This is a genomic window from Snodgrassella gandavensis (assembly GCF_914768025.1).
GTDB lineage: Bacteria > Pseudomonadota > Gammaproteobacteria > Burkholderiales > Neisseriaceae > Snodgrassella > Snodgrassella gandavensis.
Genome location: NZ_CAJZCE010000004.1, coordinates 138,155 through 163,406 on the forward strand (window position 1 = coordinate 138,155; position 25,252 = coordinate 163,406).

A 25,252-nucleotide genomic window follows, 5' to 3' on the forward strand; every position below is an offset into this window, starting at 1 on the left:
CCATTCAAATCAAGGAAAACCATGACTATTGCTTTTTTCTTTCCCGGTCAGGGGTCACAAAGTCTCAATATGATGGCCGGTTTCAACGACATGGCCGTTGTTAAAGAAACGTTTGAACAGGCCTCGGCAGTACTTGATCAGGATTTATGGGCACTGATGAATGGTGAGGATAACACTGCCCTGAATGAAACTGTTAACACTCAGCCACTGATGCTGACTGCCGGTATTGCTAGCTGGCGCATATACCAGCAACTGCACGGGCAGATGCCGGTGATGCTGGCAGGCCATAGTCTGGGCGAATACACTGCTCTGGTAGCAGCCGGTAGTCTGTCCTTTAATGACGCGGTTAAACTGGTTCGCTTGCGTGCTCAACTAATGCAGGAAGCTGTACCGGCTGGTCAGGGCGCAATGGCAGCAATATTGGGACTAGATGATGATATCGTGCGTCAGGTTTGCTTACAGGCGCAAAACGAATTGTCTGGTACCGTTGCTGAAGCAGTAAACTATAATTCGCCCGGTCAGGTAGTGATAGCCGGAAGTACTGCGGCCATCTCCCGTGCCTGTGAATTGGCTAAAGCGGCCGGTGCCAAACGTGCCCTGCCTTTACCTGTATCTGTACCTTCTCACTGCTGCCTGATGAAACCGGCTGCCGCCAAACTGGCTACAGCTTTGGCACAGATTAAAGTTGAAACACCACAGATTCCAGTATTACATAATGTAGATGTTGCCGTGCATTCAGAGCCGGAGGCGATTAAACAGGCACTGGTGCAGCAATTGTATTCACCTGTGCGCTGGACCGAAACAGTGAACAAGCTGGTGGCAGAAGGTATTACTGAATTTGCAGAATGTGGCCCGGGTAAAGTGCTGGCTGGTCTGGCCAAACGAATTGATAAAAGTGCCAGTTGTGCCGCATTAACCAGTGTGGAAACCATGGAAAGTTTTATTGCTGCGCACTCTGCCAGCTAAAGGAAGGAATTATGAATCAGGATTTAACAGGTAAAATCGCTCTGGTAACTGGTGCTACCCGTGGGATTGGCGCAGCTATTGCTCGGCTTCTGGCTGAAAAAGGAGCTAAGGTAATCGGTACGGCAACTTCTGCTACCGGTGTGGCCAGTATTAATCAGGCACTGGCTGATGTTGGCGGTGAAGGACGGGAATTACGTATTACTGAGGAAAACAGTATTGAAAATCTGATTGCGGATATCGAAAGTAATATCGGCAATATTGCGATACTGGTGAACAACGCGGGTATTACTCGCGATAACCTCTTGATGCGCATGAAAGAAGCAGAATGGGATGAAATCATGCAGATCAACCTAAAATCAGCCTTTCGTGCTAGCAAAGCAGTAACGCGCAGCATGATGAAAGCACGCTGGGGGCGAATTATCAATGTGACTTCCGTGATTGGCTTTACCGGTAATGCCGGTCAGACAAACTATGCTGCTGCCAAGGCCGGCCTGGTTGGATTTAGTAAATCCATGGCGCGCGAAGTAGGTTCACGTGGGATTACCGTGAATTGTGTTGCACCCGGATTTATTGAAACCGATATGACACAAGCCTTACCTCAGGAGCAACGTGATTTCTTTGCAGCGCAAACTGCATTGAATCATTTTGGTACTGTGGAAGATGTGGCTGCAGCTGTATTATTTCTGGCCAGTGAAGAAGCACGTTATATCACAGGACAAACGCTGCACGTTAATGGCGGAATGCTAATGCCCTGATACTTGATATCAGTTAAAAATGCTTACATAGCCATTTTGTACAATGTGTACAAAATGGCTATAGTATAAGTAAATTGTTAAATTGAAAAATCTTCTTCGAAAGAAGAATACAGCGCAGATTCAATCCGCGCACGGGTTAGCCTAGGAGCGAATAAAGCCAGAAATTCATAGCCAAAGCCGCGCAGATAAACATCCTGCCTGAGTATAACCTGTGAAAACGAAGGTTCAAATAAATGTTCAGCACTAATTAACTGCAAACCCTGATCCTGTGTGCTGTCAAAAGCCATGCTGGCCAGTAGCCCAATACCCAATCCTTGTTTTACATAAGTTTTTATTACATCTGTATCAGTTGAAGCCAGTACCACTCTGGGTAAACTACAACCCTCCTGAGTAAAGGCACGGGCGATTTTGGATTGTTCACTGAAAGCAATATCATAGGTAATCAGCGGATAAGCAGCAATGTCTTCCAGCCGTAAGGGTCGTTTCAGACCTAGCAAGGAATGGTTGTCGGGAACAATGACACTGCGATTCCATGCCTCACAGCTCAGTTTACGCAATTCGGGGTGCTCAATTCCCATTCCCATGCCAATGGCAAAATCCACCTCTCCATCCAGTACCATATGGCTGATGGTTTTCGGACTGGCTGTATGAATGCTTAATTGAACCTGAGGATAGCGCTCAACAAAAGCAGATACAACTTCAGGTAAATCATAGCGCGCCAATGTATGGGTAGTGGCAATAGTCAGAGAACCAATATTCTGATCCGCAAATTCTGTGCCGATGCGCTTGATATTCTGTACTTCACGCAAAACCCGTTCGGCAGTTTCCAGTACAATTTTGCCCGGTGCCGTCACTGCAACCATACGTTTGCCATGGCGGATAAATAGTGGTACGCCCAGCTCTTCTTCCAACATACGAATCTGCTTGGAAATACCCGGCTGGGAAGTAAACAGTACCTCTGCTGCTTCCGAGACATTCAGATTCTGACGATAAACCTCAACTGCATAGCGTAACTGTTGCAGCTTCATATTGCTTCAGCCCCTTTATAAGTTTGGCATTATTTTAATTGTCGCTCAAATACAACAAAAAAGCTTCTTTATCTGTATCATAACGCAATTTACCCATTCTGACATGGAACACTTTCACTTAAGGCAGAACAAATTTACAAGCTAATCAGCCTGCTGTGGGTGATCAGGTCAATAGAAGCTTGCATGTTGTTTTAATGCAACTTAATTGGAGTGAAGGCGTGAATTTAGTTGTAAATAAGTGACACAAAGCTATTTTTTAGGCATGATGCACAGTTAGGAAGCGGGTCGTCTAGCAGCTTCGCCTTGGTGGTTTGCATATTGACAGTTTATACTGCGGTTTTTTATAGTATAGACCTGATTTACCAAGCTACCCGCCCGGTTTGAGCGGCCTGTAAATGGTATTTGTGTTTTGATCAGGCGAATTTTCAGGCTGAATCAACACATAACAAATTTTTTGATGAGGGAATAACATGACCAAACAGCTAAAATTGAGCGCATTGATCGTTGCTATGGCTGCTTCAACTGCCGCTTTTGCCAATGGTGTTGTACCGGGTGCCGACTGGACCGGTGAACCTGCTGGTGCTTACAATGGCTATACTACTAGTTCTGCTCCTGAAAAAGGAACTGGCGAAATTCTTGTCACCCGTGAAAACGGTGCTGATGGTACACCTGAATGTGTAAAAAACCGTTTCAACAACGATAACGAACCTACTCTGGGTAACAACTGTGGTCACCCAGTTGTTGCTCAGGCTGCTCCTCAAGCACCTAAATTTGTTGATGAAACTATATCTTTGTCTGCTAATTTCTTGTTTGGCTTTGATAAATATAACTTGCGTCCGGAAGCAATTGATACTCTGAATCAATTGGCTACCCGTTTGGCTGACAGCAGCGTACAAACTGTACGTGTTGAAGGTCACACCGACTTTAAAGGCTCTGAAGCATATAACCAGACTCTGTCTGATCATCGTGCTCATGCTGTTGCTGAATATCTGGTTTCCAAAGGCGTTCCAGCTGAGAAAATCTCTGCTGTTGGCCTGGGTAAATCTGAAGCACGCATGACCGAATCCTGTCAGGCTGAAGTTGCCAAGCTGGGCAAAAAAGTTTCAGCTGCCAAGAAACGTGCTGCTTTGATCGAATGTATCGCACCTGACCGCCGTGTAGACGTTAAAATCCGCACTATGGTAGCTAAAAAAGTTAGATAATTTTCTACCTTACTGATAAAAAACCCTGCTCTAAGCAGGGTTTTTTTGTATCGATGATAATTCAGATAACTTCAAAATTTTTTAGATTAGTGCTAGCGTGATTTACAAAAATCGTTACTTGTTTCAGTCACTAATTACGGTAATATTTTGTTTGTTACTACTGCTTTTTGCTAATTCTATTAATTATAAATGTTAATACATGTTATTATGTGAATAGGAAATGCTTTAATGTAAAGTTTATTGGTTGGATTTAATTGTATTGCTGAATTTTGTTAAAAATGTATTCAGCATATAGGATTGTTGCTCAAGTAAAACGAGAAAATGTCGATTAAATTCTTATCCGTTGGGTTTAAACTGAAACCAAGCGCTGAATAATGATAAATATTTATAAAATTCAAATTAATATCGTTTCAATGATGCAACATGTAAAATTTCTGTTTTTAATTTTATGTTGTTATTTTTGTGCTGCCTGTACTGCCCAGTTTCATCGAATCCCTAATATTTCTGGGGAAAAAAAACATGTTATCGTAAAATTTCAACGGCAAAATACAGCTCCGCAAACTGGCGTAGTATTAATTGAACCAATGGACTTACAAAGTGGTGATATTTTATTTTCTGCTGATTCTAGCCTGAATTCACGCGTTTTGCGTCTGTTTGGTAATACATCGGTCAGCCACGCATTTCTGTATCTGGGCGATGGGGAAATCGCTGAGGCTGTTGGCGGCGGTGTGCATATTATGTCACTAGCTGAAAGTGTTGATGAAAGCCCATTACTGGTGGTCTATCGCCATCCACATTTGAATAATTTGCAGGCTGAAAAAATTCGGCAATTTGCCAAGGCCGAAGCTGGGGGAAAATATAATTATCTGGGTATTATCAAACAAACTCCTTATACTTTCACGCGTAAAGTATGCGAATTACCAGTAATTCCCCGTGCTTTTCGCCACCTGTGTCTGAATACCATGGCATTGGTGCAGGTGACTCCTTTCTCTTCTGATCGCTATTTCTGCTCGCAGCTAGTAGTAGCCGCCTATGATTATGCTGGGCTACCTTTAACCAAAACCCCGGCTGAGTGGGTTGCACCCGGTGATTTACTGCATATGCGCGCTGGTGATATTCCTTCTGTGCTGCCGATTTATCCATTGCAATATGTTGGCCATTTGCGTTGTAAAACATCCTTATGGCAACGCAGTTGCACTCTGGCAGATATCTGAATATTTAATATTATTGTATAAATTGACTGTAAGGCAATGGTTACTATTCTGGTTAAATAAAACCATCAGTTCGATGTCGATGAATCAGATAGCGAAGAACCATTATTCGGTTGATTAATTGTGATAAAACTGTGTTGTCCCATGAATTAGACTCACTATCGAGTTGGTGTGCTAATGAAATATTTGTGGCTAATATAAGCAGATTAACTGGATTATTTATCTAGTCTGAAAAATACATTAATTCGCAGTATAAATAATTAACTGTATCCAGTTCATGGATATTGTCAGCTTTGGTTGCCTGATGAATACTGGGATATTTTAAATGCAGAATTGAAAGGGAATAGTTTCAGCCAGTGCTGCAGGTGCATACAGAAAGTGTAATACCCGTCTGCCATTTGTTCGGATGGCTTTAGAAGATGAGTGCACAATAAGCGGGCGCATAATAACTGCACCACCTTTAGGTAAAATACATTCCTGCTCTCCTTGTTGATCACGGAGCAGGGGCAGTTCTGATTCAGCAATTCTGCCGTGCTGATGTGTACCGGCAACCACTTTGAGCGGACCATGCTCATGCAAGCAGTCGTCTATGTGCAATCTAACTGCAACAAGTTGTTGCATATATTGCACGGGTGGTTGCACAAATAATATATTTTGTTTGTGAGACCAGCCTGTGAAGCGGCTGTCAGAGAATCGGTGTCTGACAGCTATACTTAAATCCTGATGTAGCGGTACTAACCAGTTTTTGTCTGCTGATTTTTTGAATAAGGTGCATTGAATCGCAATCGGTTTTTCTGGAAGCAGGGCAGATAGTAGAGTGTTGTTTTTTAAATTGTTGGCAAGTAGCTGACACCATGGCTGTGTAAGTAATTCATGGTTACCAGCAGTGGTTAAATTAACCTGTTCTAGCTGTTGTTCTATTTCTGTTAGTTGTTGCGGCGTAATTAATGCATTAATAACAGCATAGCCATTCTGTTCGAAATAATCTTTTGTGTACATATTTATTTCATAAGAGTTTATTCAGTTCAATGGTAGAATAATTTACTCTGGAAATATATATTATTGAGTAATTACATTTTAGCTTTAATATTAGTTTTTTGTGAATATTTTTCTGAATGCCGCATAAAATTGCGTATAACAGTCAATTTGCAGTATAAAAAATGAAAGTTAAGTGCTTGCTGGATAGTATAATTAACACATTTAATCTGAATAATAGGGTGAGAAATATGGCGATGATTAACTTATATTCTCTGCTAAAGGTTAGTTTATCTGCTAGCGATGATGAAATCCGTTGTGCATTGAAAAGGGCAGCAGATGAGCAGATTTTAGATTGGGAAAGATGGCAAACCTGTCGCAAAGTATTGCTTAACCCTGATTTGCGGGCAAAATATAATGCTAAATTGCTTACAGAAAATCCACAGTTAAGGCAGGAGATAATTCCTGAACTATTAGAACCTGTTGAAACTAAAGTAGGGAAGTCTGAGGAGTATAGACTGTTTAACGAAAATGAGTATCGGCCAAAGTATTCATTTACTATTAAAATTCCTTTTTTGGCTTTAAAACGTAAGCTAACGCCTATGTTTAATCCAGATACAGGTGAATTTAAAATAGCATATACGGGACTATCTATAACGCCTTTTTTTATGGGTTTCCTTACTCCATTATTAGTTAAAGATGTGCGAGGCTCATTGTACTGGTTTATCTGGTGCGTAATAATTTCCTTTCTTAGTGCTCAGCTTAATTTTCCCAGATTGGGGACACTGCTATTTATTGTAGTCATGTGCTTTTGTTACTGTAATCAGTATACAAAGCATTTGCTTAAACAAGGATTTAAATTTTGTGGTACTTCAGAACAAAATTATTGCGCGGCCAGAATTTTAAAAATGGAATTAAATTCAGCCAATACAGTATCTGATGTTAAAGTAACTCAGATTAAGAATGGCATACTTGATAACCTTGTCAGGTTATTTATTTTCTTTCCAATAGCAATAGTTTGTTTATATCTAATACGAATAGTTTATTCAGTGCTGACTGAAGTATTTATAAATTTATCTCTTATATTTATTTCTGCAAAATAAATATCTATCCCAGTAAGAAATATATTACAAGATAATGCTATTACCGTAGTAGATAATCTGAATGATTAAGATTCTGGGATATTGTGAAGATATAAATATGCCTTTAATGAACCTAATACAGCTTATACTTTAATATGGCACTATAAAAAGCTTGATGGTTTAGTTGAAGTCATATTACGGCATGTGGCTAGTAGTACAAGCTATAATAGTAAAAGAAGTTGATTGTGAAAGGCACAGTTCGCGTTCTGTCGAAGAGGAAGATGGTATTGTCGAGGCATTTCTGGTCATTTGCTGATCATTTAACGTATGAAGATTATGGCACAGCTGGTGCAATAATCGACACGGTAAACGCATTGGTCAAATGATTGAACCTAATATTTATAGATGCCAATTAGATTATATTTGCAATAAAAAACCGGGTGGCGCATAAATGCCATCCGGTTTTTGAATTTTTTAAATTATGAATCTTACAGAATATTTTTTTTATCAGTTAATTGAGGTAGCAATGCATCCTGATTTACTGATAACAGCCCACTCTTGGTATAGATTCCCAGTTTATTACGGGTATCGGCAATATCCAGATTACGCATGGTGAGCTGGCCTATACGATCGGCTGGAGAAAAGGCAGTATTATCGACTTTTTCCATACTTAGCCGTTCCGGCTGGTAGGTCAGATTCGGCGATTCGGTATTAAGAATAGAATAATCGTTACCGCGACGTAATTCCAGAGTTACTTCACCAGTAATGGCTTTAGCTACCCAGCGCTGTGCAGTTTCGCGCAGCATCAGTGCCTGTGAATCAAACCAGCGTCCCTGATACAGCAATCTGCCCAGACGCAAGCCATTGATGCGGTACTGTTCGATGGTATCCTCATTATGAATACCGGTGAGCAGACGTTCATAGGCAATATGCAGCAATGCCATCGCCGGCGCTTCATAAATACCACGCGATTTGGCCTCAATAATGCGGTTTTCAATCTGATCAGTCATGCCCAAGCCATGACGGCCACCAATTCGATTGGCTTCCAGAATCAGTGCTACCGGATCATTGTATTCAACCCCATTTAAAGCTACTGGTACGCCTTCTGCAAAACGTACGCGTACTTCTTCTGCTTTGATGGTTACCTGTTCGTCCCAGAAAGCAACCCCCATGATTGGCTGTACGATTTTCATGCTGCTATTGAGCATTTCCAAGTCTTTGGCTTCATGGGTTGCACCAAGCATATTGGAATCGGTTGAGTACGCTTTTTCTACTGACATTTTGTAGTCGAAGCCCTGAGCAATCAGGAATTCCGACATTTCATGCCGCCCGCCCAGTTCATCAATAAACTGCTGGTCCAGCCATGGTTTGTAAATGCGCAAAGCCGGATTGGTTAACAGGCCATAGCGATAGAAGCGTTCAATATCGTTGCCTTTATAAGTTGAGCCGTCACCCCAGATATGGACATCGTCTTCTTTCATTGCAGCCACCAGCATCGTACCGGTAACAGCACGACCTAACGGTGTGGTGTTGAAATATGGCATACCACCGGTATGTACATGAAAGGCACCGCTTTGAATGGCTGCAATGCCTTCATGAGCTAGCTGGGTGCGGCAATCAATCAGACGTGCTTTCTGTGCACCGTATTCCAGTGCTTTTTCTGGAATGGCATGGTAATCGTCTTCATCCGGCTGTCCCAGATTGGCTGTATAGGCGTAGGGTAACGCACCCTTCAGTTTCATCCATAGTAATGCTGTTGAGGTGTCCAGCCCGCCGGAAAAAGCAATGCCGACTTTTTCGCCCACGGGCAGGTTTTGCAGGATAGTACTGTGATTGCTCATATTCACTCCTTTGAGTTGTGCATTTGTAGCATCTGAAAAAAATTATTGCCACATCAATAAGGCATGGTTGCGTTTACCGCGACGTACAATGGTGTATCGTCCGAAACGTTTATCGCTGTCGCTGAATACATAATCAGCACTGTCAATTTTTTGCCCGTTAACCATTACCGCACCCTGACTGATAAAGCCACGCGCTTCGTTGTTGGATTTGGCCAGTGTTGCTGTGGTTAATGCCTGTACGATATTAATGGAATCGGTAATGGTAAAGGCGGGCAGACCGTCCAGAGATAATTGCTGGAAATCGCTTTCAGTAAGGGCACTCTGGTCTTCGGCAAACAGGCTGGCAGAAATACGCTGAGCAGCTGCCAGTGCTTCTTCACCATGAATTAACCGGGTCATCTCTTCAGCCAGAATACGCTGCGCTTGCGGCTTGGTGCCGCTGGCCTGATCATTTGCTTCAATGGCATCTATATCGGCAACGCTGAGGAAAGTAAAGTATTTGAGGAATTTGTATACATCGGCATCAGCAACTTTTAACCAGAACTGGTAGAACTGATAGGGGGAGGTCTTCTCTGCACTTAGCCACACTGCGCCACCTTCGGTTTTGCCGAATTTGGTGCCATCAGCTTTGGTCACCAGTGGCAGGGTTAAACCATATACAGTCGCCTGATGCAGCCGGCGGGATAGGTCAATGCCACCAGTGATATTGCCCCACTGGTCTGAACCACCAATTTGCAGTACGGTACCATGGCGGCGATACAGCTCGGCAAAATCATAACCCTGTAGCAGTGCATAAGCGAATTCAGTAAAAGAAATACCCACATCATCACGGCTTAGGCGCTGTTTTACAGACTCCTTATTCAGCATGGCGTTCACGGAAAAGTGTTTACCGATATCGCGCAGGAAATCCAGACAGTTCATATTGCCGAACCAGTCGTAATTATTAGCCATGATGGCCGCATTTTCACCGCTAAAGCTGAGAAATGGCTGCAACTGGGCACGGATTTTGGCTACCCACTGCTGTACGGTTTCCAATGTATTGAGTGAGCGTTCCTGAGCCTTGAAACTGGGGTCGCCAATCATACCAGTGGCACCACCTACAAGGGCAATGGGCGTGTGTCCGGCCAGTTGAAAACGGCGCAATACCAGAATAGGTAATAAATGTCCGATATGTAGACTGTCGGCAGTGGGGTCAAAACCACAGTAAAGAGTGATTTTCTGTTCGTTTAATAAGGTATCAAGAGCCTGAGCATCAGTGGTTTGGGCAATCAGGCCACGTTGCTGTAAATCGTGAACAACACTGGTCATGGTGAGATTTTATACTTTCAAATTAAATAAAAATGGCTTAAACCGGTTTTTTCTGGTGGCATGAAAAAGCCAAAGTAGCAAATATCATAAAACGTTTTGGCTGATTCTGGCTAGTTAGCCTGTTTTCCAGTTAGCTAATTAATAATGATGCATTATTTTACACGATTTGTTTGTTACTGCATTTGTGCTTGCCATAAATTGATAAATCATTAGTTTGGCTATGGTAAAAGAAGTTGTATCTGTTTTTGTCGGTGCTAAGGCTGTTAATATGCGCATTTGCATTTTTGATGCATTAATTATCATTAAAATCAGTGTTTAAGCTGGTGTGTATAGCCGTTTTACCGATATATTGTCATGCAGAAATAGGAAAATTTTTGTCGGCTGAAATCAGGGAATTTAATTTTTACTGTCTGGTGAGGGGATTTTGCCAGTTTAGATCATGACTTGCTATGAACTGAAATGCATAAAAAAGCAACAGCCCGGGCAGGGCTGTTGCTGGGTAGTTGTTACTATTAGTTAAACATTAAACAGGAAGTGGATGACATCGCCGTCGTTCACTACATATTCTTTGCCTTCGGCACGCATTTTACCGGCTTCCTTGGCTTTGGCTTCACCACCACAGGCAATAAAATCGGCGTAGGCAATTACCTGTGCGCGGATAAAGCCACGTTCAAAATCAGTATGTATTACTCCCGCAGCCTGTGGAGCGGTATCACCTTTATGAATAGTCCATGCTCTGACTTCCTGCACACCGGCAGTAAAATAGGTTTGCAGGCCAAGCAGGTCATAGCCGGCGCGAATCAGGCGATTCAGTCCGGGTTCTTTTAAGCCCATTTCTGCTAAGAATTCTGCTTTATCAGCCTCGTCCAGATCTGCAATTTCACTTTCCATGGCGGCACACAGGGTAACAACAGGCGCATTTTCCTGTGCGGCTAGTTGTTGCAGGCGTTGCAGATGGGGGTTGTTATCGAAGCCATTTTCGGCCACATTAGCCACATACATGGCAGGTTTAACTGTCAGCAGGCACAGTGGTTTAATTAGCGCCAGCTCGTCCTGATCCAGCCCGGCTGCGCGAACCGGTTTACCTTCCAGCAGGTGTTGCTGTAGGCGTTCCAGAATCGCCACCAGTTTTTGTGCTTCCTTATCACCGGATTTGGCTCGTTTACCTTCACGCACAATGGTTTTTTCCACGCTGGCCAAATCGGCCAGTGCCAGCTCGGTACCAATAACCTCAATATCGGAAATTGGATCTACTTTGCCGGCAACATGGACAATATTGTCGTCATCAAAACAGCGTACCACATTAACAATGGCATCAGTTTCACGGATATTGGCGAGAAACTGGTTACCCAGACCCTCGCCTTTGCTAGCACCAGCTACCAATCCGGCAATATCGACAAATTCAACAATGGCCGGCTGGGTGCGTTTCGGGTTAACAATTTTGGCCAGTTCAGCCATGCGTTCATCTGGTACTTCAACAATGCCGACATTTGGCTCAATAGTACAGAAAGGGTAGTTGGCAGCTTCAATGCCAGACTGGGTCAGGGCGTTAAACAGGGTGGATTTGCCCACGTTGGGTAAACCCACAATGCCACATTTCAAACTCATGATATTCCTTGGAAATTGGCTGGATATAAAAATGGCTGAATTGTATCATAAAGCATAGTGATACCTGTGCTGAACCAGCGAAGAATTGCGCTGTTTGCTGCAAACGCTAGTTGAGGCTGATTTGACTGTATAACAAAATTAAATAAGCGCGAGTGAAATAAAATTATTTTTTAAAACAATTATATAATAATTTTTTGCTTAGCTGGTACTTGCATGTGCGAAAAAATATCGTATAATTGCGTCTCTCTTGAAAACGAGATACGGCGAATTAGCTCAGTCGGTTAGAGCAGAGGAATCATAATCCTTGTGTCCGGGGTTCGAATCCCTGATTCGCCACCATATAAATCGCAAATTCCGATTAGGATTTGCGTTTTTTTATGCCTTTTTATTTTTATGCTATTTAAATATTTTGACATGATAAGTTAATACGCCTATATTTAGTAGTCATTGATCAGATATATGGCTAGTTAATAGGTGTTGTGTCTGGAGCAAATTCAATCCAGATAATCAGTCTTGTTATTCTATCCAGCTATCAGCCATCATTAAATAAATGTGATTTATCCAGACGGTTGATTGCATCAATTTGTAGGCGGCCTTTAGTGTAATTTATAGGCGGCCTGTCACGCTGGAAGCAGATTGATGCCTGAATTTTCCAGTTAGATTGCGCGATAGCTGTATTTTTAAGATGTCTGAACAAACTATAATTCTAAATACGCTGATCCATTTCCTGCGCCGGACTTTCATGCTTATCTGTTTTGCTAATAACTCGTGCGGGTACACCTACTACTGTTGAGTATTCCGGAACATCGTTAACTACTACGCTGCCCGCACCCACTTTGGCACAGGTGTGTACCCGAATATTGCCCAGTACGGAAGCATTGGCACCAATCATAACGCCATCACTGATTTTCGGATGTCGATCTCCGCTTTGTTTACCCGAACCCCCGAGAGTAACACCATGTAGCAGGGAGATATTATTGCCTAGTACTGCTGTTTCGCCAATGACCACGCCGGTACCATGATCAATCATGATGCCATATCCCATTGAGGCGGCAGGGTGAATATCAACACCAAATACTTCAGAGGCACGGTTTTGCAAGAAATAAGCCAGCGTATGGCGATTCTGCTGCCAGAGCCAATGGTTAATCCGATGAGTCTGTATGGCATGAAAACCTTTGTAATACAATAATGGCAGGGAGTAGGTATCACAGGCCGGATCGCGCTCATAGTAGGCAATAATATCGGCCAGTGCAGCATGAATAATTGCTGGATCCTGATGCAATGCTTCCAGATATATTTCGAACAATGCCCGCGTATCCATTACCGCACTGGACATTTTGGTGGACAGGTGAAAGGCGAGCATACGGGCAAAGTTTTTATGGCGTAGTACGCTCAGATGCAGAAAGCTGGCCAGTATCGGCTCGTTACGCACCGCATTTTCAGTTTCATGGCGAATAGTTTGCCACAGGCTTTCTGCCTGAGCAGCATTAGGTAAGTTCATACGTCCAGTTTCTCTGTTGCAGAACAAAATTATTGCAGCACAATGTCATATTGTTCCTGATTGTAGGTGGCTTCTACTGCCAGAGCAATCGGTTTACCGATAAATTGACTTAACATGTGTAGAGAGTTGGCTTCTTCATCCAGAAATAAATCAATGACACTTGGTGAAGCAAGTATGCGAAATTCTTGTGCATTTATACGGCGTGATTCACGCACAATTTCGCGCTGAATCTCATAGCATATGGTTTGTGCGGTTTTCAGTCGGCCGCGCCCTTGACAGGCCGGGCAGGGTTCGCACAGGATTTGGGACAGGTTTTCGCGTGTACGTTTGCGTGTCAGCTCAACTAGTCCGAGACTGGTGAAGCCGTTAAGGGTCACTCGAGTGCGGTCATAAGCCAGTGCCTGTGCCAGCTCAGTCAGAATTTCCTCTTGATGTGCTTCGTTAATCATGTCAATAAAGTCAATAATAATGATGCCACCCAGATTACGTAAGCGCAGCTCGCGTGCAATCACGTGGCATGCTTCCAGATTAGTTTTAAAGATGGTTTCTTCAAAGTTGCGCGCACCTACGAACCCACCAGTATTGACATCAATGGTGGTCATGGCTTCAGTTGGCTCTATAATAATATAACCGCCAAAGTCCAGATTTACCCGAGGCTGTAGAGATTGGGTGATTCTGGTTTCGATATTGTGTGCTTCAAATAGTGGGCTGTCATTCTGGAATAATTTTAGTTTATCCAGTGCGCCTTGAGAGTAGTTCATGGCAAATTCACGCATGCTCTCATAATTGGTTGTTGAATCTACAATGATATGGTCAATATTATCACTATACATATCGCGCAATACGCGTAGACTTAAAGGTAAATCCTGATACAACAATGTTTCCGGCGGGCTGATTTTGGATAACTGTTGAATATGCTGCCATCGTTTGGTTAAATAGTTGATATCAGCCTGTAATTCTGTATCCGTGGCATTTTCTGCACTGGTACGGATAATATAGCCATGGCCTGCATCATCTGGTAACAGCTTTTGCAGCCGTTCACGCAAATGGTTGCGTTCTTCTTCGTCTTCAATACGTTGCGAAATACCGATATGCTGATCCTGTGGCAGGTGTACCAGAAAGCGACCGGCCAGCGATATCTGCGTAGACAGGCGCGCCCCCTTGGTGTTGATCGGGTCTTTAATTACCTGTACAACAATTGATTGTCCTTCATGCAACATGTGTTCAATACGTAGGGGTTGCTCGGGTTTCTGACGCTGCTCCAGAATATCAACAATGTGCAAAAAAGCAGCACGTTCCAGACCGATGTCAATAAAGGCGCTTTGCATGCCGGGCAATACGCGCCGGACAACACCCAGATAAATATTACCTACCAGACCATGTCCGCTGTTACGTTCTATGTGAATTTCACATAGCCTGTTTTCTTCCATAACAGCTACTCTGGTTTCTTGCGGGGTAATATTCACCAATACAGTTTCTGCTGGCCGCTGGATATCCTTTGGCAGCGGTATGTCGCTGTTATGCATGATGTGGCTTTCAATTTAATCAAATTACTTTGTGCAGTTTTTGCCTGTACAGATAAAAACTGCACAAAGTAATCTAGGCGGATATTTACATGGAAGCTGATATCATAGCGCAGGCATGAGCTTACTGCCAAACGCAGTCGCATAAAGTTGTATAGCAGAAAATGCAAAGCAGGAAAGAAAGCAAAATCAACTCATAGCTACAGAGAAGACTGTTAATATTTGCAGTGAGTCCGGATGAGGTGTGATTAGCAAAAATATAATGCTGATACAAGAAATTGTTGTAAATTTTACTACCCGGAAAGGATGTTATTTTAGCTGGCCGCAGGCATTGATGCATTCTTTGATTAGCTTGGGGCCGCGAAAGATCAGACCGGAATACAGTTGCAATGCAGTAGCACCAAGGCGAATTTTGTCAGCGGCATCAGCACCAGAGGTAATTCCGCCGACACCAATCAGTGGAATTTGCGAATCAAGCAGGGCAGATAGTTGGCGCAGTACATGGTTACTTTGTGTCTGTACTGGCAAACCAGACAGACCCCCGACTTCCTGGGCAAATTTGTGGTTACCCAGAACAGTTTTATCAATGGTGGTATTGGTAGCAATAATCCCGTCTATCTGTGTGTTCAGTGCGACATCAGCAATAGCTGTAATTTGTTCTTCATCCAGATCAGGTGCAATTTTAATGGCAATAGGTACATAACGGCTTTGCTGGGTTGCCAGTTGTGCCTGCCGGTTTTTCAGATGATTTAATAATCTGTCCAGTTCACTGGCACTTTGCAGGCTGCGTAAATTACGCGTATTGGGCGAAGAAATATTGATGGTTATGTAATTAGCGTAAGGGTAGGCTTTTTCCAGACAAATCAGATAGTCGTCTGCCGCTTTCTCCAGTGGTGTGGCCGCATTTTTGCCAATATTAATGCCGAGTATCCCGCGATACTGGCTGTTTGCAATATTGTTAATCAGGGTATCAATACCATAGTTGTTAAAACCCATGCGATTAATAATTGCCTGTTGTGCTGGTAATCTGAATAAACGCGGTTTGGGATTGCCAGCCTGCGGTAATGGGGTAACAGTTCCTACTTCTATAAAGCCAAAGCCAAGCATAGCCAGTGCATCTATATATTCACCATTTTTATCCAGCCCTGCTGCTAAACCTACCGGGTTGGGCAAAGTCAGACCCATCAGCGTCGTTGTACTGCTGCTATTGCTTTCGGCCAGTGTATTATTGGCATGATTGTGTTTGTCTTTAAGTAAAAAACCGCAATGATAGCGGTGCAGTAACTGCAAACATTTTAATGTCAGGTGATGGGCAGTTTCTGGATCCAGTTGGAATAACAGCGGCTTGATGATTGAATACATGGTATTGGGGCTGGATAAGGGGAAAATATTATAACCAACAACTCTATCAAATCGAGTGGAAAACAATTAAATTCAGTATGTGTTGGTGAAATACACTGCTTGATTACAGGCAGAGCAGGTTTGATAAATTTGTGTCACTAAATAGTGCTGGCACAAAAGTATACTTAAATTTGTGCGAGTAGTGATACTGAGTCATATAACGATATGCCCATTGCTGCTCCTGAAGAGATTGCGGAAACATAAATGGGCATATATAGTCAGAAAGCCGGATTAGCTATTGGTGTCAATAGCAGAAGTTACCATGGTTTGTTCGCCATGCCCTGAATATTTTGCTGCAATGTACTGCTAATACCTTTGCCAAGGCGTGAGCCCCAGCCGGTTTCAGAGGTGTAATCTACCAATTCCGGTGCACCAATGACATCGCGTGCAACAGTATAGACATTCCCAAAGTCATCTATCAGGCCAACTGCTTTGGCTTCTTCACCGGTATAGGCACGACCACTGAAGATGTCTGGATTGTCAGCAATTTTTAAACGGTTACCGCGCCCCTGTTGCACGGCCTGAATAAACTGCTTGTGAATGCTGCTTAACATTTGTTGCCAGATTTCTGCCTGTTCCGGTGTTTCTGGTACAAACGGATCGCCCATATCTTTATTGTTACCGGCAATTTTTACCCGGCGTTTAATGCCTAGTTTGTCTATCAGGCCGGTAAAATCAAAGCTGCTGCCAATAACCCCGATACTGCCAACAAGACTGGATGGATCCGCATAAATTTTATCTGCGGCACTGGCAATGTAGTAGCAGCCAGAAGCGCACATATCTTCGGTAACAACATATAAAGGTATGCGTGGATGCTTAGCTTTCAGGTGACGGATTTCTTCATAGGCGATACTGGAAATGACCGGAGACCCGCCCGGACTGTTGGCACGAATAATAATGCCCTTGACGTTACTGTTTTTATAGGCTTCTTTCAGGCTTTTACGTAATAAATCTGCCTGATTATTGTCGCTGCTGATAATACCATCCAAGTCTATAACCGCAGTATGTGCACCGCTTGGTTTTGTGCTTCCTAAAGAAGTAATGACGACGACAATAATGCAAATCCAGAACAGCCGCCAAAACCAGCGCCAGATTCGATTACGCCGTTGCTCGCGATAAACTTCAAGTAATAGTTTTTCCAGCATATTGCGTTCCCAGTTGCTGTTTTCTTCTGGATTGCCGTCTGTTAGGCCTGATCCTTTAATTTTCATTTTCATCTGGTTTATTCTCTGGTTTTTGTATTGATATTTGAGCATTAGCTGATTTATCGAGCAAGTCTACTCTATTGTGTTTAATCAGCAAAATAAGTGATGTCTGAAATTATATCTGAATTTTATCGTGATGCATCTTTTGTTGTGGTGAAATCTCTGGCTAAACTTTATCCACTCAAGTGTCTACATTATAATAGCGCTGTTGCCACCTTGCTAGCACAAGTCAATCAGGTGGGCTGGATGTAAAAAAACAACATAAAGTAATATATTGTCTTGCAGGCAAGCAATATATTTTATGTGTGCAGTTTGCATCTTATGTTGAATGCTGACAACAGGCTGTTTTTGCCACAATGTCCAGATAGCCTGAAGATTGAATCAATTACTCTTTGTATTAATTATACCTGTCAATTATTTATTATAACTTTGGAAAATTATGTCCAGATTCTTTTTTAATGAACGTAAACAATTGGTTAATGAGGCTGTTGAGGGTTTGGTGATTTCGGCGCCGCAGGGCAATCTTGTTAAACTGGATACGGATCCTGCAATACGGGTAGTTGTACGAGGTGACTGGGACAAAAGCCGGGTAGCCGTTATTTCTGGTGGTGGTTCTGGACATGAACCTGCACATGTCGGTTTCGTTGGCAAAGGCATGTTAACTGCGGCTGTGTGTGGAGATTTGTTTGCTTCACCCAGTGTCGATGCGATATTTAACGCTATTGTTGCGGTAACCGGTGAACAAGGTTGTTTGTTAATTGTTAAAAACTACACTGGAGACAGACTAAATTTCGGGCTGGCGGCAGAAAAGGCTAAAAGTCATGGCCTGAATGTAGAAATGGTTATTGTCGCAGACGATATTGCGCTGCCTGATAACAGACAACCCCGTGGTATTGCTGGTACAGTACTGGTGCATAAAATAGCAGGCTATGCTGCTGAAGAAGGCAGATCATTAATTCAGGTACGTAATCTGGCGCAGCAGGCGTGTGACAATCTATGGAGTTTGGGCGTAGCCATGCAAACCTGTAATTTGCCAGACTATCAGGAAGAAAAGCGTATTAAAGACGGGCAGGTAGAGCTGGGGTTGGGTATTCATGGCGAACCCGGCGCGTTGGTAGTGAATACACAAAATAGCAAGATACTTATTGATACTCTGGTTAATACATTGCAACAGGCGGCAGGAGAAGGACGTTTTGCTGTGTTAATTAACAATTTGGGTGGTGCTTCTGCTCTGGAAATGGCTTTATTAACCCGTGAATTGGCACATTCTGCTTTAAGTAAACAGATTGAATGGCTGATTGGCCCTGCACCGCTGGTTACTTCGCTGGACATGAAAGGTTTTTCCCTGTCATTACTCAAGCTGAACGATGACTTTAAGCAGGCGCTTAATGCGCCAGTTGAAACGCAGGGATGGCAGAAACCAGTAGTGTTAAAGCCATTAAAAACACTTGCCTGTAAACCTGTATACACACAGTCAGATTACACGCCGTCTGAAAATTCTCAGGTAGCTGCCTATGTGACCGCTATAACAGATACGCTTATCGGGCTGGAAAGTCGCCTAAATGCGCTGGATGCAAAGGTGGGTGATGGTGATACCGGCAGCACTTTTGCTCATGGTGCTCATGCCGTTGCTCAGCAACTGGCACAACAGCGCTTACCTCTGAATGATTTGTCGCAGTTATTACTGTGTATTGGAGAGCGGCTGGCTGTTGTGATGGGCGGTTCAAGCGGTGTCTTGATGTCGATTTTCTTCACCGCAGCCGGCCAGAAGTTGCAGACAGGGGGTACGCTGGTAGAGGCTTTGTTAAACGGGCTGGCACAAATGAAGCATTATGGTGGTGCAGACCTGGGTGACCGTACCCTGATTGATGCCTTGCAACCAGCATTGCATGCATGGCAGAAACAGAATATTCAGGCTGCGGCTCTGGCAGCTAGAGAGGGGGCTGATGCAACTGCTACCATGCATAAAGCCGGAGCAGGCCGCTCATCGTATGTTAATCAACAGAATTTGGCCGGAGTGGCAGATCCGGGGGCAGTTGCTGTAGCTGAGGTATTGGCTGCACTGAACGAACTGGAATATAAGCTGGCAGATTAAGTTTATCCGATGTTGCTACATAAAAGTTTTCATCATCAGTAGTAACAAGCGGTTCTACTTGGCAGAGTGTATATCTGAATTGAGCAAAGATTTTCTTTTATATTTTGTTTGTATATAAATCATATGTTTGCGTGAATAATCATCTTATTGGAATGGAAAAAATTAAATGAAAGCTGTTATCCCTGTAGCTGGTTTAGGTACACGTATGTTGCCCGCAACAAAAGCCATTCCTAAAGAAATGCTGACGGTAGCCGATAAACCACTCATTCAGTACATCGTACAAGAGTGTGCTGCTGCAGGGATCAATGAAATTGTTCTGGTCAACCATGCTTTTAAAACTGCGATTGAAAACCATTTTGATACTGTATTTGAGCTGGAAACACAGTTGCTAAACAAGGGTAAAACTGCTTTGCTGGCTGAGATTCGTGCTGTTTTACCTCCTGAAATGCAAATTATTCAGGTACGTCAAAGCGAAGCAAAAGGTCTGGGTCATGCAATGCTGTGTGCACGTTCTGTGATTGGTGATGAACCATTTGCTGTCTTGCTGCCAGATGTATTGATAGATGAAAGTACCTGTAATCTAGCTACAGATAATCTGGCGGCAATGTTGAGGCATTTCGACAAAACACAGCGTAGCCAGATTATGGTTGAACGCGTGCCGATGAGTGAAGTCAGCAAATACGGTATTGTAAATTGCAATAATCAGCAGGCTGCTGCCGGAAGCAGTATCGCCATGAGTGCTATTGTCGAAAAACCTGCGCTAGAACAGGCTCCATCTGATATGGCGGTCGTTGGTCGCTATGTACTTTCAGCCAGTATCTGGCCGCTGCTGGAGAAAACAGTGCCAGGCGCAGGTGGTGAGATTCAGCTTACAGATGCCATTGCTGCACTGATGCAACAGGAAGCTGTAGATGCGTTTATGATTCAGGGTTATTCACATGATTGTGGCGACAAACTGGGTTATATGAAAACCTTTATTGAATATAGCTTGCGTCATGATAAATGTGGCGCTCAACTCAAACAATGGCTACAGCAACAATCATTTTAGGCACCACTAAATTCAGTTTTAACTCTGCTGTGACAGTTTGTCCGAAACTGCTGGCAGATTATGCAGAAACTGCTGCAAGTCATCCGGTAGAGGGGCGGTAAGTTGTAAAATATCGCCACTAACCGGATGTGCCAGCGTTAATTCTGCGGCATGTAAAAACATTCTTTTCAAACCGGTTTTGTGCAGGCGCCTGTTTATCTGGTAATCACCATAACGTTCATCCCCAGCGATCGGACACAACTGTGATTGCATGTGCACACGTATCTGGTGGGTGCGGCCTGTTTTCAGCGTCGCTTCCATCAGGGTTAATGCTTTTATGCCTACGGCGTGTAACTGAGTACCTGCATAATGTTGCAGTACCCGAAACTGTGTATGTGCCCGTTGTCCCTCCTGAGCATTACTAGCAATGCGTACCATTTTTTCTCCCTGAGCTCCAGTGTATTTCAGTAGTGGCAATTTGACTTGATGTACTTTTTCCGGCCATGTGCCGACGGCCAGAGCCAGATACACTTTATGTGGATGATTCTGGCGAATTGACTCATGCAGTTTGACCAGAGCACTGCGTTTTTTGGCAATCATAAGTAAACCGCTGGTGTCTTTATCCAGCCTGTGAACCAATTCCAGATAACGTGCCTCAGGACGGGCACGACGTAACTGCTCAATGACACCAAAGCTGATACCACTACCGCCATGGACTGCGATACCAGAAGGCTTGTTAATCACCAGCAATACATCATCTTCATACACAATAGCAAATTCCTGCGCAGGAATAGCCGGTGCAGTGGCAGACGCATGACTGGAGGCTACACGAATGGGTGGTAAACGAATCTGGTCATTGGTGGCAATACGATCTGTGCCTTTGCAGCGTTTCTTGTTCAGACGTACTTCCCCACTACGGATAATGCGCTGAATATGACTTTTTGGCACACCTTTCAACTCCCGTATCAGATAATTATCCAGTCGTTGCCCAGCGCTTTCCGCACACACAGACAAAAACTGCACTGAATCTTTGCTTAAAACCGTCATATTGCTTATAATCCGTAAGCTTTTATAAATAAATAGAAGTCATCAGTTGTCATGGCCAGAAGCATTAGTGGCAGACGATACTGAACCGAAAAAGGGCGCATTTGCCCGGAGCTGAAAAGCGCCTGAACGCGCATTTTGGCTGCAAATAATGAAATGTTAACGTATTTACTGGAAAAACGCACTGTTGCAGGCGTATTTCCCCGTGTTGTTGACCAGCCGTCAATAGCAAGGGTTAGTGATTAAGTTTGACTCCATCAGGTGGCAAGCCACGGCTTCAGACGTGATCTGGCAAGACAAAACCGGATAACGCAGCCGCTACTGCGCCCAAGCACCTGACAGAATAACAGAAGAATGGCTACCCCAATTAAGTGCTGTGACCGTTTTTATCGGCTATCGGGCACACGCTGTTTAGCAGGTATTGTGATGCTGGATAGCGAATATGATCTTTACACCTTCTTTATGATGAAAGCCTGCTTAATTTGCCGTGAACAATTCAATCTGGCAAGGCTGCGGGTGTCAAATACTAATTACAACGCCTCGTCAGTGCACATCACGAGGTTTTCATGAAACGAATGTTATTCAATGCCAAGCAGGCGGAAGAATTGCGCGTGGCAATTGTGGATGGACAAAGTCTGCTTGATCTGGACATCGAAACACTGGGTAAGGAACAGCGCAAAGGCAATATCTATAAAGGTATTATTACCCGTATCGAACCTTCACTGGAGGCGTGTTTTGTTGACTATGGCACAGATCGTCATGGTTTCTTGCCATTTAAGGAAATATCACGCAGTTATTTTCAGAATTATGAAGGTGGTCGTGTCCGTATTCAGGATGTACTGTCAGAAGGCGTAGAAGTCATTGTACAAGTGGAAAAGGATGAGCGTGGTAACAAGGGGGCAGCCCTAACCACTTTTATCAGTCTGGCCGGACGTTATCTGGTACTGATGCCGAACAACCCCCGTGGTGGTGGTGTTTCCCGCCGTATTGAAGGTGAAGACCGGCAGGAACTCAAGCAGGCCATGAGTGAGCTTGATACACCGCGCGGCATGAGCCTGATCGCACGTACGGCTGGTATTGGCCGCAGTGCAGAAGAATTGCAATGGGATCTGAATTATCTGGTGCAGCTATGGCGTGCAATTGAGCAGGCTGCACATCAGCATAATGAACCCTATCTGCTGTTTATGGAAAGTTCACTGCTTATCCGTGCCGTTCGCGACTATTTCCAGCCAGATATCGGAGAAATTCTGATTGATTCGCGGGAAGTTTATGATCAGATTCGTGAATTCATGTCTTATGTTATGCCGGCCTATATCAATCGCTTACGGCATTATACTGATCATACCCCTCTTTTCTCCCGTTTTCAGATTGAGCAGCAGATTGAATCTGCCTTTTCCCGCGAAGTCGCCTTGCCATCAGGTGGTGCTATTGTTATCGATCACACCGAAGCACTGGTATCCATTGACGTTAACTCAGCTCGCGCAACACGCGGAGCAGATATCGAAGACACAGCATTCAAAACCAATATGGAGGCTGCTGAAGAAGTTGCACGACAAATGCGTGTACGCGATCTGGGTGGGCTGGTGGTTATTGACTTCATTGATATGGAGAACAGCAAAAACCAGCGTGATGTTGAAACCACTCTGCGGGAAGCGTTGAAAAAAGACCGTGCACGGGTACAAATGGCCAAACTGTCCCGTTTCGGCTTAATGGAATTGTCGAGACAGCGCCTGAAACCATCTCTTGGAGAAAGCAGTCATACTATTTGTCCGCGCTGTGCAGGTACTGGTTTTATTCGCAGCATTGAATCAACAGCATTACATATCTTGCGCATCATTCAGGAAGAATCGATGAAAGATAATACTGCTGAAGTGCGGGTGCAAGTACCTGTAGATGTTGCCACTTTTCTATTGAATGAAAAACGTGCTGAATTGTTTGGGCTGGAAGAGCGGCTGGATGTCTGTGTACTGCTGATTCCGAATATTCATCTGGAAAATCCACATTACAGTGTTACCCGTGTACGCACAGATAATGTCGAAGAAAAAACCATTCCCAGCTACCATCAGGTACAGGAACCGGAAAACCTCGGTGAACTGCCATTCTCTATAGGGCAGAACAAACCTGTCAGACCTGAAGCTGCAGTTAAAGGTATTCATCATACTCAACCTGCTCCTGTCATTGAGAAGACGCCCACAGTTAAAACTGTAGCAGCGCCAAATATGTGGAAAAAACTGTCTGGTTGGCTGAGTAAACTGTTAGGTGGTCAAACTGCCGAATCTGCTGTGCAAAACAGTGCCATACCAGAAAAAGCAGTTAAAACCACACAGCAGAAAAGAAATCAGAAAACCCAGCCACAGGAACGACGTCAGTCGCGTGCTAACCGGCTGGCTAAAAATACCGATTCTGGCAAAAAAGCTGACGTTACTGCTGAAAGTAAAACAGCAGTTGATGGCACACTGGCAAGTCGGCCAGTAAATGAGCAGCGTAACCGGCGCGAAGAGAAACGTGCCGACAAATATGCAGCAGCACAAACCGATACAGCAACCGATACCGCTCAGGGGCACAGTGGCCTTAAACAGGAGCAAAATCCTTCTCGTCGCCGCCGTCAACGGGCATCAGGTAAAACAGAGACGCCAGCACAGCAGACAAACGTTATTGATTCGATTGACGAAGCTCAGGCCGGTGATCCACTGATTATTACCCTGTCTGCTGGTGAGGCGAAAACTGAGCATCATAAAACACGACACGATAAAAACAGCCGGCGCCAAAATGGCAAGAAAAAGCGCAGCTACATTATATCGGCTAGAAAAGTCAGCCGGAATATTGATATCCACACTATTACAGCACAGATACAGCAGACTACTGAGCATGTGCTTAATCCTGTGCAGCACAGCAACAGTGTTAATACTGCCCAGTTAAGTGAAACTCATGATGGCATCGTGCAGCATGCAGTAGTGCAGGCACAACAGGCCATTATCCGTGTTCTTGCCCAGTTAGAGCACGATCAGCAGAGATCGACTGGTGATAAACCTGTTGTGATTAACCTTGAAACGACAGCACAAATTCAACCGGTTGTTGTCACTCAGGTAGAATCAGTAACGACGAATACAGCAGCAGATATTAATCTGTGCCATATAGCTGAACAGGGTGGGCTGATACTGGTTGAGACTAACGCGGATAAAACTGCATCAATCAGTGATGATGCAGTCATTGTGTCGGAGCCGCCTAAATTGCGGCGCAAAGATAGAGTGCTTAAGCAGCCAGATAGTGTGCTAGTAGTGCCAGCAGTACTGGAACAGGTTGAAACCAGAATATAGAGATATCTGTTTCATCCAATGGTATTTTATTTGTTGATATATTTGCCTGTATCAGTAAAATCCTTATTGCTGATATAGGCAACTTGATGCATAAACGAAGGTATTTACAAGTTATTCATTACCTTGCAAAATAGTATCAGTATTGTAGTAAAGTACAAAATGA

Annotated in this window: 19 protein-coding genes and 1 tRNA gene; 10 read left to right on the top strand and 10 right to left on the bottom strand. The window is 43.8% G+C overall.

Annotation, left to right across the window (positions count from 1 at the left end; translation table 11 throughout):
- Positions 1-21 precede the first annotated feature (21 nt).
- Entirely contained in the window at positions 22-966 is a 945-nt protein-coding gene (gene fabD, locus MJ764_RS04835) for an ACP S-malonyltransferase (RefSeq protein WP_239325123.1), read from the top strand.
- An 8-nt stretch (positions 967-974) separates the two neighbouring features.
- Positions 975-1,721 carry a 3-oxoacyl-ACP reductase FabG gene (fabG, locus tag MJ764_RS04840; RefSeq protein ID WP_239325278.1) on the top strand — a complete coding sequence of 249 codons (747 nt, stop codon included), beginning with the start codon at positions 975-977 and terminating at the stop codon, positions 1,719-1,721.
- A 77-nt stretch (positions 1,722-1,798) separates the two neighbouring features.
- On the opposite strand, the gene MJ764_RS04845 is transcribed toward fabG, so the two are convergent.
- Positions 1,799-2,749 carry a CysB family HTH-type transcriptional regulator gene (locus MJ764_RS04845; protein ID WP_239325125.1) on the bottom strand — a complete coding sequence of 317 codons (951 nt, stop codon included), beginning with the start codon at positions 2,747-2,749 and terminating at the stop codon, positions 1,799-1,801.
- A gap of 470 nt (positions 2,750-3,219) precedes the next feature.
- On the opposite strand from MJ764_RS04845, the gene MJ764_RS04850 reads away from it, so the two are divergent.
- Together MJ764_RS04850 and MJ764_RS04855 are read left to right on the top strand one after the other, a co-directional pair.
- Positions 3,220-3,951, top strand: coding sequence for an OmpA family protein (locus MJ764_RS04850; protein ID WP_239325127.1), 732 nt, complete (start codon positions 3,220-3,222; stop codon positions 3,949-3,951).
- Positions 3,952-4,535: 584 nt separating this feature from the next.
- On the top strand, positions 4,536-5,165 hold the full coding sequence (locus MJ764_RS04855; RefSeq protein WP_239325129.1) for a C40 family peptidase: 630 nt from the start codon (positions 4,536-4,538) through the stop codon (positions 5,163-5,165).
- Positions 5,166-5,483: 318 nt separating this feature from the next.
- On the opposite strand, the gene MJ764_RS04860 is transcribed toward MJ764_RS04855, so the two are convergent.
- Positions 5,484-6,161 (bottom strand): phytanoyl-CoA dioxygenase family protein, encoded by a 678-nt coding sequence (locus MJ764_RS04860; RefSeq protein WP_239325131.1) that lies wholly within the window; start codon positions 6,159-6,161, stop codon positions 5,484-5,486.
- A gap of 227 nt (positions 6,162-6,388) precedes the next feature.
- Here MJ764_RS04860 and MJ764_RS04865 point away from each other — a divergent pair, with 227 nt between their 5' ends.
- A complete protein-coding gene (locus MJ764_RS04865) occupies positions 6,389-7,240 on the top strand; it encodes a hypothetical protein (RefSeq protein ID WP_239325133.1) in 852 nt (283 codons plus the stop codon).
- Between the two features lie 467 nt (positions 7,241-7,707).
- Here the strand turns inward: MJ764_RS04865 and argG are convergent, their stop codons facing one another.
- The 3 genes from argG to ychF form a co-directional block, all read right to left on the bottom strand.
- On the bottom strand, positions 7,708-9,060 hold the full coding sequence (gene argG / locus MJ764_RS04870; protein ID WP_239325134.1) for an argininosuccinate synthase: 1,353 nt from the start codon (positions 9,058-9,060) through the stop codon (positions 7,708-7,710).
- 42 nt (positions 9,061-9,102) lie between these two features.
- Positions 9,103-10,368 carry a tyrosine--tRNA ligase gene (gene tyrS, locus MJ764_RS04875; protein ID WP_239325136.1) on the bottom strand — a complete coding sequence of 422 codons (1,266 nt, stop codon included), beginning with the start codon at positions 10,366-10,368 and terminating at the stop codon, positions 9,103-9,105.
- Positions 10,369-10,884: 516 nt separating this feature from the next.
- Complete coding sequence (ychF, locus tag MJ764_RS04880; protein WP_174828310.1) at positions 10,885-11,976, bottom strand: redox-regulated ATPase YchF; 1,092 nt, start codon at positions 11,974-11,976, stop codon at positions 10,885-10,887.
- 262 nt (positions 11,977-12,238) lie between these two features.
- Here ychF and MJ764_RS04885 point away from each other — a divergent pair.
- A tRNA-Met gene (locus MJ764_RS04885) sits at positions 12,239-12,315 on the top strand.
- A gap of 367 nt (positions 12,316-12,682) precedes the next feature.
- Here the strand turns inward: MJ764_RS04885 and cysE are convergent.
- The 4 genes from cysE to sppA form a co-directional block, all read right to left on the bottom strand.
- Positions 12,683-13,477 (bottom strand): serine O-acetyltransferase, encoded by a 795-nt coding sequence (cysE, locus tag MJ764_RS04890; RefSeq protein WP_239325138.1) that lies wholly within the window; start codon positions 13,475-13,477, stop codon positions 12,683-12,685.
- Positions 13,478-13,506: 29 nt separating this feature from the next.
- Positions 13,507-15,003 carry a ribonuclease G gene (rng, locus tag MJ764_RS04895; RefSeq protein ID WP_239325140.1) on the bottom strand — a complete coding sequence of 499 codons (1,497 nt, stop codon included), beginning with the start codon at positions 15,001-15,003 and terminating at the stop codon, positions 13,507-13,509.
- Between the two features lie 306 nt (positions 15,004-15,309).
- Positions 15,310-16,362, bottom strand: a complete 1,053-nt coding sequence (locus MJ764_RS04900; protein WP_239325142.1) for a quinone-dependent dihydroorotate dehydrogenase — start codon at positions 16,360-16,362, stop codon at positions 15,310-15,312.
- Positions 16,363-16,658: 296 nt separating this feature from the next.
- Positions 16,659-17,618 carry a signal peptide peptidase SppA gene (gene sppA, locus MJ764_RS04905; protein WP_239325144.1) on the bottom strand — a complete coding sequence of 320 codons (960 nt, stop codon included), beginning with the start codon at positions 17,616-17,618 and terminating at the stop codon, positions 16,659-16,661.
- 93 nt (positions 17,619-17,711) lie between these two features.
- Between sppA and MJ764_RS04910 the strand changes: the two genes are divergently transcribed.
- The 3 genes from MJ764_RS04910 to galU all read left to right on the top strand — a co-directional run bounded on the left by MJ764_RS04910 (position 17,712) and on the right by galU (position 20,749).
- Positions 17,712-17,858, top strand: coding sequence for a hypothetical protein (locus tag MJ764_RS04910; RefSeq protein ID WP_239325145.1), 147 nt, complete (start codon positions 17,712-17,714; stop codon positions 17,856-17,858).
- 187 nt (positions 17,859-18,045) lie between these two features.
- Positions 18,046-19,701 (top strand): dihydroxyacetone kinase subunit DhaK, encoded by a 1,656-nt coding sequence (locus tag MJ764_RS04915; RefSeq protein ID WP_239325146.1) that lies wholly within the window; start codon positions 18,046-18,048, stop codon positions 19,699-19,701.
- A gap of 166 nt (positions 19,702-19,867) precedes the next feature.
- On the top strand, positions 19,868-20,749 hold the full coding sequence (gene galU / locus MJ764_RS04920; protein ID WP_239325147.1) for a UTP--glucose-1-phosphate uridylyltransferase GalU: 882 nt from the start codon (positions 19,868-19,870) through the stop codon (positions 20,747-20,749).
- A gap of 18 nt (positions 20,750-20,767) precedes the next feature.
- Here galU and MJ764_RS04925 read toward each other — a convergent pair whose 3' ends face one another.
- Positions 20,768-21,775, bottom strand: a complete 1,008-nt coding sequence (locus MJ764_RS04925) for an RluA family pseudouridine synthase (protein WP_239325149.1) — start codon at positions 21,773-21,775, stop codon at positions 20,768-20,770.
- Between the two features lie 563 nt (positions 21,776-22,338).
- Here MJ764_RS04925 and MJ764_RS04930 point away from each other — a divergent pair.
- Complete coding sequence (locus tag MJ764_RS04930; protein ID WP_239325151.1) at positions 22,339-25,089, top strand: Rne/Rng family ribonuclease; 2,751 nt, start codon at positions 22,339-22,341, stop codon at positions 25,087-25,089.
- Positions 25,090-25,252: the final 163 nt, after the last annotated feature.